This window comes from Cryocola sp. 340MFSha3.1 (assembly GCF_000383315.1).
In the GTDB taxonomy this organism is placed as follows: Bacteria; Actinomycetota; Actinomycetes; order Actinomycetales; family Microbacteriaceae; genus Leifsonia.
Genome location: NZ_KB911087.1, coordinates 1945535 through 1959374, shown reverse-complemented (window position 1 = coordinate 1959374; position 13840 = coordinate 1945535). Strand labels below are relative to the sequence as shown.

Genomic DNA, 13840 nt, shown 5'->3' with positions numbered 1-13840 from the left:
GGCCCGGGGTCACCAGGCGTAGTCCTCGGGGGCCGTCTTGTGGCCCGGGAAGATCTCGTCGAGCCGCGCGAGCGCCGCGTCGTCGAGGTGGATGTCGAGGGCGCGCAGGCCGCCGTCGAGCTGTTCGCGCGTGCGCGGGCCGATGATCGGGCCGGTCACGCCGGGGCGCGTCAGCAGCCAGGCCAGGGCGAGGTCGCCCGGCTCGTGGCCGAGTTCGGCGGCGAAGTCCTCATAGGCCTCGATCGCGTCGCGGTGCTTCTCGAGCGTCTCGGCGGCGCGGCCCTCGAGCCGGCGCTTGCCCTCGTTCTGCTTGCGGATCACACCCCCCAGGAGGCCGCCGTGAAGCGGCGACCACGCGATGACGCCGACGCCGTTCGCCTGCGCGGCGGGCAGCACCTCCAGTTCGACCTGGCGGGTGAGGAGGTTGTAGATCGACTGCTCGCTCACGAGCCCGAGCAGGTTGCGCTTGCGCGCCTCGGCCTGTGCCGTGGCGATGTGCCAGCCGGCGAAGTTGCTCGATCCGGCGTACAGGATCTTGCCCTGCGCGATCGCGGTCTCGATGCCCTGCCAGATCTCGTCCCACGGGGTGTCCCGGTCGACGTGGTGGAACTGGTAGATGTCGATGTAGTCGGTCTGCAGGCGCTTCAGGCTGGCATCGAGGGCGCGGCGGATGTTCAGCGCCGACAGCCGGTTCTCGTTCGGCCAGTCGCCCATGTCGCCGTACAGCTTGGTCGCGATGACGGTGCGCTCGCGGCGGCCGCCGCCCTGCGCGAACCAGTTGCCGACGATCGTCTCGGTGGCTCCGCGTCCCTTGTGCTGGCCGTAGACGTTGGCGGTGTCGAAGTAGTTGATGCCGGCATCGTGGGCGGCATCCATGATCTGATGGGAATCCTCTTCGCTGGTCTGCGGACCGAAGTTCATCGTGCCGAGGACGAGGCGCGAGACCTTCAGGCCGGACCGGCCCAGGTGTGTGTACTCCATATCCGCCACTCAACGCCCCGCCGAGTCAGATGTCCAACAGGAGGTGTGGATGGGATTGCGCGGTCCTGATGATGAATCGCGTCACGCTCGGAGCGGCTACGCGTCTCCGTCGAGAATGCGCTGGCCGGCCTCGCGGATCACCGCGTCGGCGGTCTCGATGTCCGGCCCGCCCATGAAGCCGTGCGATGCCCCGGGCACCACGCGGAGCAGCGCCGGGACGCCTGCCGCCTCGCATCGTGCCTCCAGGTGCTGCGCATCCGGGAGCAGCGAGTCCTCCGAGCCGACGGCGACGAACACCGGCGGTAGACCTGCCGCATCGGCGGCGAGGTCTGGGGCGTCTTCGAGGCGATCGACGCCCGTCCAGTGCAGGAACGCCCACTCGGAGAGTTCGCGACCGGGCCCACCCGGCGCGGCGTCGTCGTAGCGCGCAAGGCTGAGGTCGACGTTCGGGTTGGTGAGGACCAGGCCGTCCGCATCGGTGGAGCGTGCGGCCGCGAGCGCAACCGCACCCCCGGCGGAGTCGCCCCACAGCACGACATGGCCCTTTCCCTCGCGACCAAGCGTGTCCGCAGCGGCAACCGCATCGGCGGCGGAGTCGGCGAGACGAGCCTCCGGCGCCAGCCGGTAGTCGACCGAGAGCACCGGGACAGCCAGGATGCCCGCGATCCGACGGCAGTATCCGTCCTGCAGTTCCAGGTCGCCGAGGATGCCGTAGCCGCCGTGCAGGAACAGCACCGCGGCATCCAGGCGCGTCGCTGTCGTCGGCGTGTACCGGCGCGCGGTCACGTCGCCGACGCGTTCGTCGGCGACGACGCCGTCGAAGGGCACGCGTGGGCGCGCCAGGGCACGCGCGCGGGCCCCGGCACGCAGCAGCGCGACATCGGGATCGACCATGGGTTCAGCATCCCACCGGCGACAGGATGCGCCCGCATCGCATAGCCGGGTCAGGCGCGGAGGGCGGCCTCGAGCTCGGGGTCGGTCGGCTCCACCAGGTGGCGGCCGTCCGGGAAGACGATGACCGGGATGTTGGTGCGTCCGCTGATCTGCTGCGCGCGGTCGGCCTCCTCGGGGCGCGCGACGAGGTCGATGTACTCGTAGTCGGCGCCGAGTCGGTCGAGGAGGGACTTGGAGCGGATGCAGTCGCGGCACCAGTCGGCGCCGAAGACGGTCACACGGTCGAAGGACGCGGTCGGAGAGGTCATTGCTCCAGGTTAAGCGCCGTCGCCTGAGAGTCCGGTGGTGCCGTCGACCAGCAGCGTGGCGCGGGTCTTGGACGCCTCGATGAGCACGGCGTTCGCGCCGTCGACGTCGCGCGCCCACGCCGCCGCCGCCTCGGCCGACCGGCCGTGGCGGGTGTGCCGGTCGACCAGCCGGCGCATCCGTTCGTCCTCCGGCGTCTCCACGAACCACGACTCGGCGAGGAGTGCGGGGATGCGCGACCACGGGTCGGCGTCGATGAGGAGGTAGTTGCCCTCGACCACGACGATCCGCGTGGCCGGAGGCACGGCGATGGAGCCGGCGACCGGTTCGTCCACCGTTCGCTCGAACGCCGGCGCGTAGACCGGGTTGCCGGTCTCGGTCAGCACGCGCTGCAGCAGGGCCGCGAATCCCCACCCGTCGAAGGTTTCGATCGCGCCCTTGCGGTCGTGGCGTCCCAGGGCGTCGAGGGTCGCGTTGGCGAGATGGAAGCCGTCCATCGGGAGGTGGACCGCGGTGCCGGCCCCGGCCAGGTCGTTCACCCGGTCGGCGACGTGCCGGGCGAGCGTTGTCTTGCCCGATCCGGGGCTGCCCGCGACACCGACGATCGCCCGGCCGCCCGTCGGTGCGAGCGCGAGTGCGCGTCGGGCGAGGGCCGAGACGTCGGAGACGGGTGAAGCGGGGGATTCGGTGGTCACGCGTCCCATTCTGCTGGGGTCAGCGCGCGAATCCACTGATCGCCTCCGCCATCAGCTCCGACGACTGCGGTCCGCCATGCCCCTCTCCTTCGACGACGATCAGCCGGCTCGCGGGCCACCGCTTGTGCAGCAGCCAGGGGGTGATGACCGGACCGCTGACGTCGTGACGGCCGTGGATGAGCACCGCCGGGATGTGCGCCAGCTCGTCGACCCGATTCAGGATGGCGCGCTCGCCGGGCAGGAACGCGTCGTTGGCCCAGTAGTGCGTCACCAGTGTTGCGAAGACGAGCCGCTGCGTCGGATCGGTGTGCAGGGGGCCGGGAACGAAGTTCGGGTCGAGGGAGACGTGGGTCGACTCCCACGCGTCCCAGGCGTCGGCCGCGGCGATCCGCTCCTCCAGAGTGCCGGTCGCGAGCACGCGTGCGTACGCGTCGATCACGCGCTCGCCGGGGCGGCGGTGCGATGACCGCTCGAGCGCCTCCCACGCCTCCGGGAAGACACGTCCCATCGTCTCCGTGATCCAGTCGACCTCGGCGCGACCGGTGGTCGTCACCGCGCCGAGCACGATGCCGGTCACCCGCTCGGGATGCGCCAGAGCGTAGGCGAGTGAGAGGGTCGATCCCCACGATCCGCCGGTCACGATCCAGCGGTCGATCCCGAGCTCGGCGCGGACCAGCTCGATGTCGGCGATGAGTCCGTCGGTGATGTTCGCGGGCAGTCGGTCGAGCGCATCCACGACGGACGGGGTGCTGCGGCCGCATCCCCGCTGGTCGATGCCGACGAGGCGGAACCTCTCGGGATCGTAGCGCTTGCGGTAGTTGCCGGGCCCGAGGCCGCTGCCGGGCCCGCCGTGCAGCCAGAGGACGGGGATACCGTCCGGGTTGCCGCTGGTCTCCCAGTAGATGCTGTCTCCGTCGGGGTTCTCCACCCATCCGTGCGCGTACGGCTCGACCACAGGGAACATGCCCGCACGGTACCGCATCCCGATCAGGAGGTGCGGGTGGCCGTCGCCTCGATCTCCTCGAGTTCCTCGCGGAGCACTTCCCGCGGCGCGAGCACGACCCGCGGGCGGAGACCGGCGAACCGGACGCGCAGCCCGCGGTACTTCACGAGGTAGATCACGCCGACCAGCGCCGCCGCGAAGCCGCTGGCGGCGCCGACGCCCATCGCCCAGCGCGGGCCGAAGGTGTCGGCCACCCAGCCGACGATCGGCGCGCCGACCGGGGTGCCTCCCATGAAGATGGCCATGTAGATCGCCATGACGCGACCGCGGAGCACCGGATCCGTCGTCATCTGCACCGTGCCATTGGCCGTCGTCATGAGCGTCTGAGACGAGACGCCGATCACGATGAGGGCTGCGGCGAACAGCCAGTACGTCGGCATCACGGCGGCCAGCGCGCAGCCGAGGCCGAACAACGCTGCGCCGGCGAACAGCAGGGAGACGCGCGGCCGGTCGCGCCGGGCGGAGAGCAGGGCGCCGACCACCGATCCCACGGCCATGATCGACGAGAGGATGCCGTACTCCCCGGCGCCCTGGTGGAAGACGCTCACCGACATGGTCGAGATGAAGATCGGGAAGTTCAGACCGAACGTGCCGATCAGGAACACCATGATCAGGATGACGAGGATGTCCGGGCGGCGCCGCACGTACCGGAACCCGTCGACCAGGCTGCCGCGCGAGCGCTTCGCGCGCTCCGTGCGGTAGAGCTGCTCGCGCCGGAGCATCGCGAGCGAGAACAGCACCGCTCCGAAGGTGGCTGCGTTGATCAGGAAGACCCAGCCGGCGCCGACCGCTGCGGTGAGGAGGCCCGCGACCGCGGGGCCGAGGAGGCGCGCGGCGTTGAACGAGGCGGAGTTCAGCGCCACCGCATTCGACAGGTTCGGGCCGGCGACCAAGTCGGAGACGAACGTCTGGCGGGCAGGCGCGTCGAAAGCGGCGACGACTCCGAGCAGGAGTGCGAAGAGATAGACGTGCCACAGCTGGACGACACCGGTCACGGTGAGAATTCCGAGGCCGAGTCCGAGCAGTCCCATCGCGCCCTGCGTCGCCATCAGGAGCTTACGGCGGTCGAGGTGGTCGGCCGCCCATCCCGTCACCGGCAGCAGAAGCAGCTGCGGGCCGAACTGCAGCGCCATCACGAAGCCGACGGCCGCTGCGTTGTTGTGGGTGAGCTGGGTGAGGACGATCCAGTCCTGGGCCGTCCGCTGCATCCAGGTGCCGACGTTCGACACGATCGCGCCGGCTGCCCAGATGCGATAGTTGACGCCGGCGAGCGAGCGGAACATGGAACTCACGAGTCGGCGAGCTCCCGCATGATCTCGGCGGCCTCGGCGAGGGTGGTGCGCTGCTCGGCGGTGAGCGTACGGAGCCGCTGATGCAGCCAGGCGTCCCGGCGCTTGCGCGTCTCGGCGACGAGCTCGACGCCGCGTTCGGTCGGGACCACGACGACCCTGCGCCCGTCGGCCTCGTCGGCGGTGCGGGCGACGTAGCCGGCCTGCTCCAGCCGGTTGACGGTGCGGTTCATCGAGGGCGGCTTGACGCGCTCGAAGTCGCTCAGTGCGCCGATCGTCGCCGAGCCCTCGCGCACCAGGTAGCCGAGAGCGGCCGTCTGGGAGTCGGAGAGCTCGTGGTCCTCCTTCTCGGAACGCAGACGTCTGGAGAGCCGCGCCACCGCGATGCGGAGTGCGCCGCTCAGATCGTGGGTCGACAGTCGTGCGCTCATACATAGTTAGCCTAACAAATTAGGCTGGCTAACTAAACCCCCTTCGCTGCCGGCGTACGCCAGACTGGGGCCGTGCACAGTGAGCAGGGCCGGAGTTTCGACGACGAGGACGGCGTCCGCGTCTATTTCGATGTGTACGCGCCGACGCCGGAGGGTACACCGCCCGCGGCCGCCATCCAGCTGGCCCATGGTGTCGGAGAACACGCCGGCCGGTACCGCGAGCTGGCCACCCATCTGGCCGCCGCAGGCTATGCCGTCTACGCCGACGACCATCTCGGCCACGGGCGCACCGGGATGGAGCAGTGGGAGGGCGACGCCACGCGCCTCGGAAAGCTGGGGCCGGGCGGGCTGCGCGCGGCGATCCGCGACGTCTACGCCTTCAGCGATCTCATCCGGGCCGAGAACCCCGACCTGCCGCTGGTCTACGTCGGCCACAGCTGGGGATCGCTGATCGGGCAGATCGTGCTCAACCGTCACAGCGACGAGTATGACGGGATGGTGCTGTCCGGCACCGCGTACCGCGCGCTCGGGTCGATGAACGGCGGCGACCTCAACAAGCGGCACGCCCACCTCGGCACGACAGGCGCCGAGTGGCTCAGTCGCGATCCCGCGGTGGCACAGGCGTTCGTCGACGACCCGCTCACGACGCTCACGCCGTTGCAGAAGCTCTTCGGGATGGTGGATGCCGCCCGCCTGCTCGGCCGCCCCGCCCGCAACCTGGCCCACGACCTCCCCGTCCTCATCCAGGTGGGCTCGGACGATCCGCTCGGCGGGCCGGTCAGCGCCCGACGGCTGGAGCAGGCCTACCGCACCCGCTCGCACCTGTCCGACGTCACCACGATCGTCTACGAGGGCGCCCGGCACGAGATCTTCAACGAGACCAATCGCGCCGAGGTGTTCGCCGACCTCACCGCCTGGCTCACCCAGCGCTTCCCCGCCCGCGACTAGCCCCAGGCTCCGCCCACCGTCGAGTCCGCAAAAACTGCACGCCGATCGCTCGATCAGCGTGCAGTTTTTGCGGACTCGACGGCGGGAGTGGAGGGGGTACGGGAGTGTCTAGCGCGACGGAGGGGAGTGCGCGGACACTGTAGGCGGGAGGGCGTCATGGGAGAACACATCCTGAGCGGACTGTCTCGGTTCACGCCGATCGACAACCCCGCGAACTTCAGCGGGCACGACACCGACCTCGCGTGGATCCTCGTGATCCTCGGTGTGCTGCTCGTCATCCTGCTCATCGGCCTGGGCGTGACGTTCCTGCGCAGCCCGGAGCGGGAGCTCGACGAATGGGGCAACCCGAGGAACCCGCCGGGAGGCACACCGCCACCGGCGTGACCGCCGGATGGTCCGCCCGCCCGCCCGCCCGCCTCCGGGCGGACGTAGGGTAAGGGTATGCATGGTGAGTACAAGGTCCCCGGGGGCAAGCTCGTCGTCGTCGACCTGGAGGTGGTGGACGGCAGGATCGCGGATTTCCAGCTCGCCGGCGACTTCTTCCTCGAGCCGGACTCCGCCCTGGAGGCTATCGACGCTGCCGTGAACGGCCTGCCCGCGGAGTCGGATGCGAAGACGATCGCAGCAGCCGTCAAGGACGCCCTGCCCGAGGGCGCCAGCCTGCTCGGGTTCTCGCCGGAAGCCGTCGCTGTGACGGTCCGGCGCGCTCTGGCGAAGGCGACCAGCTGGCGCGACTACGACTGGGAGATCGTGCACGCGAAGGCCGTCTCCCCGCAGATGCACCTCGCCCTGGATGAGGTGCTCGCCAACGAGGTGGGCGAGGGTCGCCGCGGGCCGACCCTGCGCATCTGGGAGTGGGACGAGCCGGCGGTCGTGATCGGCAGCTTCCAGTCGGTGAAGAACGAGGTCGACCCGGAGAACGCGAAGAAGTACGGCATCCAGGTCGTGCGCCGCATTTCGGGCGGCGGCGCCATGTTCATGGAGGCGGGATCGGTCGTCACGTACTCGATCTACGCCCCGGCCGACCTGGTACAGGGCATGAGCTTCGCCGACAGCTATGCCTTCCTGGACGAGTGGGCGATCATCGCCCTCAAGTCGCTCGGGATCGACGCCGTCTACCAGCCGCTGAACGACATCACGAGCCCGTCCGGCAAGATCGGCGGCGCCGCGCAGAAGCGGCTGGGCTCGGGCGCGGTGCTGCACCACGTCACCATGAGCTACGACATGGACGGCCAGAAGATGACCGAGGTGCTCCGCATCGGCCGCGAGAAGATCAGCGACAAGGGCATCACCAGCGCGGCGAAGCGCGTCGACCCCCTCCGCAGCCAGACCGGCCTCAGCCGCGCCGAGATCATCGAGCAGATGAAGCTGACTTTCAAGAGCCTCTACGGGGCGACGGACGGCGACCTTACCGACGCGGAGTACGCCGCCGCCGAGAAACTGGTCGCCGAGAAGTTCGAGACCGAGGAGTGGCTCTACCGCGTCCCGTAGCGCTTCAGGGCCAGGCGATCCTCAGGCAGTGCACGGGTCCTCCGGTACCCTGGAGGGCGTGAATTGGTGGGTCGTGGGGATCATTGCGGCGTTCGTCGCCCTGATCGTCGTCGCCGTGAAGCTGGGCTGGATCGACCTCTCGAACAAGGCGCAGCGCGGCTCGGGCACCATGAGCGGCGCGATCGGCGGATCGTTCGACGAGATCTTCGCGCCCGCCCGTCACGAGGCGCAGCAGGAGATGGACCGTCAGTCCCTGCTGCCCGCTCCCGCACCGCTCCCCGGCGACAAGGGCGACGGCGCCTGGGAGGGCGGCAAGATCACGCTCGACCTGGGCCCTGCCGGTCACGGCCAGCGCGCCGAGGGCCGTGCCCCCAGCGAGGACGGCCGCGCTACCGCTTCTGCAGCTCCGCGTAGTCGGGGTGCTCGCTGAGCCAGCTCCGCACGTAGGGGCAGGAGGCGATGACGCGCAGGTCGGTGTTGTCGCGCACGTCGTCGAGCGCCGTCTGCACGAGCGTGGACGCCATCCCCTTCTCGCGCTTCTCCTCGTCGACCTCGGTGTGCGTGAAGACGATCGCGTCGTGCCGCAGTTCGTACTCGGCGACGCCGATCACCTCGCCGTCCTGAAGCAGGGCGTAACGGGACTGCTCCGGCTGTTTCTCGACGCTCAGGCTCATGAATCTCACGCTACCCCGTCAGGTCGTGCCTCTTTTCCGCGTCTCTATGGGTGAGGGCGGATCCGTCGCCCTCGTCGAGAGGAGGCCGCCGTGCCGATCGTCCTTCCCGTCGCCCTATCCCTCTTCGGCAGCCGGGACTCCGAGATCCGGATGCGCCCGGTCGTCGACGCGCTCAGTCGGGCCGGGTTCCTGGTGCCCGTCGCCGATCCGTCCTCTCCTTCGGTGGATGCTGCGGCGGATCCCGCGGACCTCATCGAGCAGCACCGGCCAGGCGTCGTGCTCGTCCACGGCGGCTCGGCAGCGGCCTTGGTAGCCGCGACGGCTGCGTCCGAGCGCGGCATCCCGGTTGCGCACCTGGATGCCGGACACTGCGACGGCGATGTCACCGACACCCTCCCGAGCGAGCCCGTTCGACGGATGCTCGGGCGGATCGCCGCCCTCCAGCTGGCGCCGACGGAGCACGCGCGGCGCGTCCTGCTGGCGTCCGCTGTCCCAGAGGGACGGATCGTCGTCACCGGAGATCCCCTCGTCGACGCGGTGCTGTCGGCCGACACCGCCACCGTGGCATCGGAAGACCGGCGCGTCGTGCTCGTCGTCGCCCACCGGCCGGAGAACCGTGGGGCTCCGATGCAGCGGATCGGTTCCGCGGTCCGCGTGCTGGCGGCGCGATTCCCCGGTCACGTCTTCGTGCTGTGCTCGGGGCCGGAGCTCGCGGTGCATGCGGGATTGACCACCGCAGCAGGCCGGGCGCCGAACATCCTGTCGACACCGCTGCCGCCGTTCGCCGGCCTCGTCCGGCTTCTCGCCGACGCGACCCTCGTGCTCACCGACTGCGGTGAGCTGGAGGAGGTGGCGCCGAGCCTCGATGTGCCGGTTCTTGTCCTCGCGGCGACGACCGACCGACCGGAGGGCGTCCTCGCGGGGACGTCGCACACCGTCGGGACGCGCGTGGAGACGATCGTCGCCGAGGCCTCCGCGCTTCTCGCCGATCCGCTCCGCCATGTCGCCATGGCGCGCCGGCCCACCCCCTTCGGAGATGGACGCGCAGCGGACCGGATCGTCGCGGCCCTGTCGGCTCTGCTCGGCCGCGGCGAGCGGTGGCCGGACTTCGCGCCGCGCGTCGAGATGGGACTGGCATCTCGGTAGTTCCTCGGTAGTTCTGCGGTGCCGCGCACGTCAGTCCGCAACAGACCCTGGAGTCACTCGACCGGCGCGCCGCCGGTCCGTCGAGAACGACCGAGGAGACAGGATGCCCGCGAGCGCCCTCCGTCCGACCGACCTGGAGCTGCTGCACCGGGTCCGTCGCGGCGAGCACGCGGTCTTCGCCGACCTGTGGACCCGGTACGAGGGGTGGGCCCACCACGTCGCCCGCCGCACGACTTCGCGCTACGACGCGGAGGACATCGTCCAGGAGGCCTTCACCAAGGTGCTCACCGCCCTGCGCAACGGCAACGGGCCGACGGAGGGTTTCGCCCACTATCTGCGTACGGCGATCCGCAACGTCGCGGCCACCTGGGGTGCGCGCGACGCCCGGATCACCGTCGTGCCCCTCGGCGACGAGGTCGGCCATCCGGTCTACGAGTTCGAGGTCGCCGACCTGGGCGAGCTGGAGCACCCGTTCCGCAGCCTCCCCGAGCGCTGGCAGCGCATCCTGCTGTTGACCTGCGTGCACGGCCTGCCGCTCTCCGCCGCCGCAGAGATCCTCGGGATGACGCCCGGCGCCGCCGCCGCGCTCGCCGCCCGAGCCCGCACCGGTCTGCGCGCGGCCGTCACCGGTGTCGCCGGCGAGGATCTCACCCTCGCCGCCTGAATGTCCGCCCCGGAGGGCGCGCGCTGCCGCCGTGTCCTCCGGGTGAGCGGTCGCCCGGAGCTCATCCCTGGGGCGTCTGCTCCCGATGCCACAGCGCCAGCTCGGTGCGGGAGCGCAACCCCAGCTTCACCAGGGCGTTCTGCACGTGCGTCTCGACCGTGCGGATCGACACGAAGAGTTGCCGGGCAATCTCCTTGTTGGAGGCGCCGTCCGCCACCAGGGCCGCCACCTGCGACTCGCGCGGCGTCAGTTCCGGTGTCCGCGCCGAGGCGGGAATGCCGGTGCGCGTCCGGGTCTCGACCATCCCGTGCAAGGCGAAGTCGATGCTCTCCTCCTCGCTCAGCGCCGCCCCGTAGGCGAACGCGCGGTCGAACGAATCGGAGCCGAGTCGGTGACGGAGCGCCCGCTCGGTGGCCGCCCGATCGTAGAAGTACGGCGGATAGTTGGCGCGGATCGCTCCGGCGTCACGCCATCGGGCCGCCGCCGCACCCAGCAGGGTCGCGCCTCGCGCAGGATCCGCGTGCTCGCGCGCGACGTCGGCGAGCAGTTCGAGCGCCTGGGCGACCCCCAGACCGTTGCCGAGTCCGCGTTTCACCACCAGCGCCTCCCGTGCGTCCGCCTCGGTCGTCTCGTACTCACCGGCAGCGGCGCACGCCGACGCCCGCGTCGTGAGCGCGAAGGACCGCTCGAAGCGGTCGCCGACCAGGAGGGCGCGTTCGGTGATGTCGTCGTCGACGCGGGATCCCTCCGCGCGCTCGCCGAGGGCGTGCAGCCGGGCGGCGAGACGTTGCGGCGTGTTCGTCCGGCCGAACCGGTAGGCGTCCTCGCCGAGTTCGTCCATCAGGATGCGGAGCAGCTCCAGCGCACGCCTGTCGTCCGTGTCGACGACCTCCGCAGCGCTCCGAACACTGACCGCGCAGTCCTGAGCCGCCTCGGCGTCGTCGCCGTTCGCGACCTCCTCGAGAGCAGCGCGGGCGATGCCCAGCTCGCTGCGCGCAAGACCCGGCTTCCCCGTCTGGCCGAAGACGGCCGCGCGGAGGGCGTGCCCCTGCGCCGCCCAGAACGGCGACGGCCGACCCGAAGCGAACGCGATGCCGAGCCAGGTCGCGACCTCGTCACCGCTGCCGTGCAGCATCCACGCCTGCCGCCAGGCCGTCACCGCGACTTCGACGGCGCGATCGGCGTCGCCGAGCGCCGCTGCCGTCGACACCGCCCGGCGGATGTTGGCGATGTCTCCGCGCAGTCGCTGCAGGATCTCGCGTTGGCGGCCGCTGAACCAGTTGTCCTCCGCATCGTGCAACCGGAGCAGCATGCACGACACGAAGTGCCCCTGGGCGTCCTGTGGATGCGTCGCCCGCTCGGCCCCGAACTCCCGCAGCGCGGGCAGCAGCTCGTAGCGCACATCCCCCTCGACGCGTCGGCGATGGATCACCGAACGCCGGATGAGCTGCTTGAGCGCGGCGCTCGCATCTCTCGGGGCGCGTGCACTCAGGGCGGCCATGGCCTCTCCGAGATCGAGATCCCAGCCCGGGGCCAGGACCGAGAGATCCGACCACACGCGCCGCTCCGTCTCGGTGCAGCGATCCCAGCTGTCCTCGACGGCGGCGCGGAGGGACCGGGACTCCGCGGCGGCCGGCTCCAGGGTGTCCAGCTGATGGGAGATGCGGCTCGCGAGTGTCCGCACATCCATGAACTGAAGCTGCGCGGCGGCCAGCTCGATCGCCAGGGGGACGCCGTAGGTCGCCTCGCAGATCGCGACGACCTCCGGCAACGTGCTTCCGTCGACGGAGAACAGGGCGTCGCCCGATGCGGCACGATCCGCGAACAGCCGGACGGCGTCGCTGCTGGCGGTCAAGTCGTGGTGGGCGAAGGGGCCGATCGCCACCAGCGCCTGCGCGGTGGAGGAGGGCGGCTCGCGGGAGGTCACGATGGCTCGCACGCCCGGGCACGTCAGGAGGAGGGCGTCGATCACCGCCGAGGTCTCGGCCACGGCCTCGTCCGCGTCGTCGATCAGGAGCAGCGCGTCCTCGTCGCCGATCGCGGCGATCACGGCGGCGAGGGCGTCGTCGCCCGGATCGACTTTCAGCTCCTGCGCGACCGCCAGTGCGACATCCTGCCCGCGACCGCGCACATCCACGTACCAGACGCCCGACACCGAGCGCCGCAGCGACTCCGCGGCCGCGATCGCGACGCGGCTCTTCCCCACGCCGGCGGTTCCTGTGACGGTCACCAGACGGGTGGAGGTCTGCAGCAGGCGGCGGATCAGCGAGACCTCCTCGCGACGCCCGACCATCGGGTCCAGGCGCACGGGGAGCCCGTGCGTGGAGTTCGATGTCTGCATACCGACCCCCGTCAGCCGGGGCGGGGCGCCGGCCCTGACCGTCGTCTGATCCATGAGCCGACGCCCCTGTTGGGTGTTACGTCTCGCATGGTGTCAGGAGCGGGTACGGCTCGAAAGACAGCTGTCACAGGTGTGGCTGATACGGCGCCCACGTCTCCAGGTCGTATTCGAGCTCGACTCCGGAGTAGAGCCGGAGCAGCCAGCGCTGCGAGTCGCCCCCGGCGAACTGGCCGGTGACGGTCTCTGTCACCCACCCGCCCTCGGAGTCGTGGGTCCAGCGGATCAGGCCGACATGCTCACGGAGGCGCGGAGGGTGCGGTGGGTGGATGTAGTCGAATTCGTCAGCCATCTTCTGTGCCTCCTCCCGCCCGGCGGGAGTCGGACCCGTCGATGGCGGCGAGGCCATGATGCACCTTGGAGCGTCCGTTGGGGACTAGCTGTTTTCCATAAGGTCACGCGTGCGAACGGTCGTCCACCGAATCGTCGTCGCGCCGCCATTCCAGCTCGACGCCGGAGACCAGCCGGACGCGCACCGTTCGGCCGACGACCTCCATCCTGGCGACGTCGGGGTGGCCCTGCACGCGCATCCACCCGGGTGATCCCGGCTCCGGAAAGGCGTTCGCGTCCTCGTTCACCGCACCCCACCCCTCCCCGTCGCACATCGACCGGCGTCGAGAAGTAGCTTGACGTGAACCCACGCGATTCCGCTAGTCCATCGAGTGGTCAGGAGGCAGACGACTCGCGGCCGACGTGCCGGTAGATCGCCTCGCGCGGCCAATCGTCCGCGGTCACCAGCTCGTAGACCTCCATCGCCTGGTCCGCCGGGATGCGCACGCGGACAGGGGGATGCGTTTCGAGCACCGGGAGGTCGATCGACCGGTCCAGCCCGGGTTGGTCGGGGTGCACGAGGAATGCGGTGAACACATCGTCGCCGAAATCCATGCGTTCACATTAGTCCTCGCGTCCCTCGTGGCGTA

General features: G+C 70.5%; 18 protein-coding genes. 6 read left to right on the top strand and 12 right to left on the bottom strand.

Annotated features, from left to right (window positions below; genetic code table 11):
• Positions 1-9: 9 nt before the first annotated feature.
• The 7 genes from H284_RS0109365 to H284_RS0109335 form a co-directional block, all read right to left on the bottom strand.
• Positions 10-981: an aldo/keto reductase gene (locus tag H284_RS0109365; RefSeq protein ID WP_018189227.1), complete on the bottom strand. Its 972-nt coding sequence runs from the start codon at positions 979-981 to the stop codon at positions 10-12.
• Between the two features lie 96 nt (positions 982-1077).
• The gene (locus tag H284_RS20510; RefSeq protein WP_020076034.1) at positions 1078-1875 is read right to left on the bottom strand and encodes an alpha/beta hydrolase; all 798 of its coding nucleotides are present in this window, start codon (positions 1873-1875) and stop codon (positions 1078-1080) included.
• Between the two features lie 50 nt (positions 1876-1925).
• Positions 1926-2183, bottom strand: a complete 258-nt coding sequence (locus H284_RS0109355; RefSeq protein ID WP_018189228.1) for a glutaredoxin family protein — start codon at positions 2181-2183, stop codon at positions 1926-1928.
• 9 nt (positions 2184-2192) lie between these two features.
• Positions 2193-2885, bottom strand: coding sequence for a nucleoside/nucleotide kinase family protein (locus tag H284_RS0109350; protein ID WP_020076033.1), 693 nt, complete (start codon positions 2883-2885; stop codon positions 2193-2195).
• 10 nt (positions 2886-2895) lie between these two features.
• Positions 2896-3858 carry a prolyl aminopeptidase gene (gene pip / locus H284_RS0109345; protein ID WP_020076032.1) on the bottom strand — a complete coding sequence of 321 codons (963 nt, stop codon included), beginning with the start codon at positions 3856-3858 and terminating at the stop codon, positions 2896-2898.
• Positions 3859-3863: 5 nt separating this feature from the next.
• On the bottom strand, positions 3864-5162 hold the full coding sequence (locus tag H284_RS0109340; RefSeq protein ID WP_020076031.1) for an MFS transporter: 1299 nt from the start codon (positions 5160-5162) through the stop codon (positions 3864-3866).
• A 5-nt stretch (positions 5163-5167) separates the two neighbouring features.
• On the bottom strand, positions 5168-5599 hold the full coding sequence (locus H284_RS0109335) for a MarR family winged helix-turn-helix transcriptional regulator (protein ID WP_018189232.1): 432 nt from the start codon (positions 5597-5599) through the stop codon (positions 5168-5170).
• 72 nt (positions 5600-5671) lie between these two features.
• Here H284_RS0109335 and H284_RS0109330 point away from each other — a divergent pair, with 72 nt between their 5' ends.
• From H284_RS0109330 to H284_RS0109315, 4 genes are all read left to right on the top strand, one after another.
• Positions 5672-6547, top strand: a complete 876-nt coding sequence (locus H284_RS0109330; RefSeq protein ID WP_020076030.1) for an alpha/beta fold hydrolase — start codon at positions 5672-5674, stop codon at positions 6545-6547.
• 156 nt (positions 6548-6703) lie between these two features.
• Entirely contained in the window at positions 6704-6931 is a 228-nt protein-coding gene (locus H284_RS0109325; RefSeq protein WP_018189234.1) for a hypothetical protein, read from the top strand.
• A gap of 57 nt (positions 6932-6988) precedes the next feature.
• Positions 6989-8038: a lipoate-protein ligase LplAB gene (lplAB, locus tag H284_RS0109320; RefSeq protein WP_020076029.1), complete on the top strand. Its 1050-nt coding sequence runs from the start codon at positions 6989-6991 to the stop codon at positions 8036-8038.
• 73 nt (positions 8039-8111) lie between these two features.
• Positions 8112-8468 carry a hypothetical protein gene (locus tag H284_RS0109315; RefSeq protein ID WP_020076028.1) on the top strand — a complete coding sequence of 119 codons (357 nt, stop codon included), beginning with the start codon at positions 8112-8114 and terminating at the stop codon, positions 8466-8468.
• On the opposite strand, the gene H284_RS0109310 is transcribed toward H284_RS0109315, so the two are convergent.
• Entirely contained in the window at positions 8428-8712 is a 285-nt protein-coding gene (locus H284_RS0109310; RefSeq protein WP_018189237.1) for a GNAT family N-acetyltransferase, read from the bottom strand. The two genes, H284_RS0109315 and H284_RS0109310, sit on opposite strands and share 41 nt — an antisense overlap.
• 90 nt (positions 8713-8802) lie before the next feature.
• On the opposite strand from H284_RS0109310, the gene H284_RS0109305 reads away from it, so the two are divergent.
• Both H284_RS0109305 and H284_RS0109300 read left to right on the top strand, forming a co-directional pair.
• Positions 8803-9858, top strand: coding sequence for a UDP-N-acetylglucosamine 2-epimerase (locus tag H284_RS0109305; RefSeq protein ID WP_020076027.1), 1056 nt, complete (start codon positions 8803-8805; stop codon positions 9856-9858).
• A gap of 103 nt (positions 9859-9961) precedes the next feature.
• Positions 9962-10522, top strand: coding sequence for an RNA polymerase sigma factor (locus tag H284_RS0109300; RefSeq protein WP_020076026.1), 561 nt, complete (start codon positions 9962-9964; stop codon positions 10520-10522).
• 61 nt (positions 10523-10583) lie between these two features.
• Here the strand turns inward: H284_RS0109300 and H284_RS0109295 are convergent, their stop codons facing one another.
• From H284_RS0109295 to H284_RS0109280, 4 genes are all read right to left on the bottom strand, one after another.
• Positions 10584-12863, bottom strand: a complete 2280-nt coding sequence (locus H284_RS0109295) for an ATP-binding protein (protein WP_039731336.1) — start codon at positions 12861-12863, stop codon at positions 10584-10586.
• A gap of 124 nt (positions 12864-12987) precedes the next feature.
• The gene (locus tag H284_RS0109290) at positions 12988-13212 is read right to left on the bottom strand and encodes a hypothetical protein (protein ID WP_018189241.1); all 225 of its coding nucleotides are present in this window, start codon (positions 13210-13212) and stop codon (positions 12988-12990) included.
• 103 nt (positions 13213-13315) lie between these two features.
• Positions 13316-13498, bottom strand: coding sequence for a hypothetical protein (locus H284_RS0109285; protein WP_020076024.1), 183 nt, complete (start codon positions 13496-13498; stop codon positions 13316-13318).
• An 88-nt stretch (positions 13499-13586) separates the two neighbouring features.
• On the bottom strand, positions 13587-13805 hold the full coding sequence (locus H284_RS0109280) for a hypothetical protein (protein ID WP_018189243.1): 219 nt from the start codon (positions 13803-13805) through the stop codon (positions 13587-13589).
• Positions 13806-13840 lie beyond the last annotated feature (35 nt).

Excerpts from the sequence above, each read along its gene's own strand:
- H284_RS0109365 (WP_018189227.1), bottom strand. The coding sequence starts at position 981 with ATGGAGTACACACACCTGGGCCGGTCCGGCCTGAAGGTCTCGCGCCTC.
- H284_RS20510 (WP_020076034.1), bottom strand. The coding sequence starts at position 1,875 with ATGGTCGATCCCGATGTCGCGCTGCTGCGTGCCGGGGCCCGCGCGCGT.
- H284_RS0109355 (WP_018189228.1), bottom strand. The coding sequence starts at position 2,183 with ATGACCTCTCCGACCGCGTCCTTCGACCGTGTGACCGTCTTCGGCGCC.
- H284_RS0109350 (WP_020076033.1), bottom strand. The coding sequence starts at position 2,885 with ATGGGACGCGTGACCACCGAATCCCCCGCTTCACCCGTCTCCGACGTC.
- pip (WP_020076032.1), bottom strand. The coding sequence starts at position 3,858 with ATGCGGTACCGTGCGGGCATGTTCCCTGTGGTCGAGCCGTACGCGCAC.
- H284_RS0109340 (WP_020076031.1), bottom strand. The coding sequence starts at position 5,162 with ATGTTCCGCTCGCTCGCCGGCGTCAACTATCGCATCTGGGCAGCCGGC.
- H284_RS0109335 (WP_018189232.1), bottom strand. The coding sequence starts at position 5,599 with ATGAGCGCACGACTGTCGACCCACGATCTGAGCGGCGCACTCCGCATC.
- H284_RS0109325 (WP_018189234.1), top strand. The coding sequence starts at position 6,704 with ATGGGAGAACACATCCTGAGCGGACTGTCTCGGTTCACGCCGATCGAC.
- lplAB (WP_020076029.1), top strand. The coding sequence starts at position 6,989 with ATGCATGGTGAGTACAAGGTCCCCGGGGGCAAGCTCGTCGTCGTCGAC.
- H284_RS0109310 (WP_018189237.1), bottom strand. The coding sequence starts at position 8,712 with ATGAGCCTGAGCGTCGAGAAACAGCCGGAGCAGTCCCGTTACGCCCTG.
- H284_RS0109300 (WP_020076026.1), top strand. The coding sequence starts at position 9,962 with ATGCCCGCGAGCGCCCTCCGTCCGACCGACCTGGAGCTGCTGCACCGG.
- H284_RS0109295 (WP_039731336.1), bottom strand. The coding sequence starts at position 12,863 with ATGCAGACATCGAACTCCACGCACGGGCTCCCCGTGCGCCTGGACCCG.
- H284_RS0109290 (WP_018189241.1), bottom strand. The coding sequence starts at position 13,212 with ATGGCTGACGAATTCGACTACATCCACCCACCGCACCCTCCGCGCCTC.
- H284_RS0109280 (WP_018189243.1), bottom strand. The coding sequence starts at position 13,805 with ATGGATTTCGGCGACGATGTGTTCACCGCATTCCTCGTGCACCCCGAC.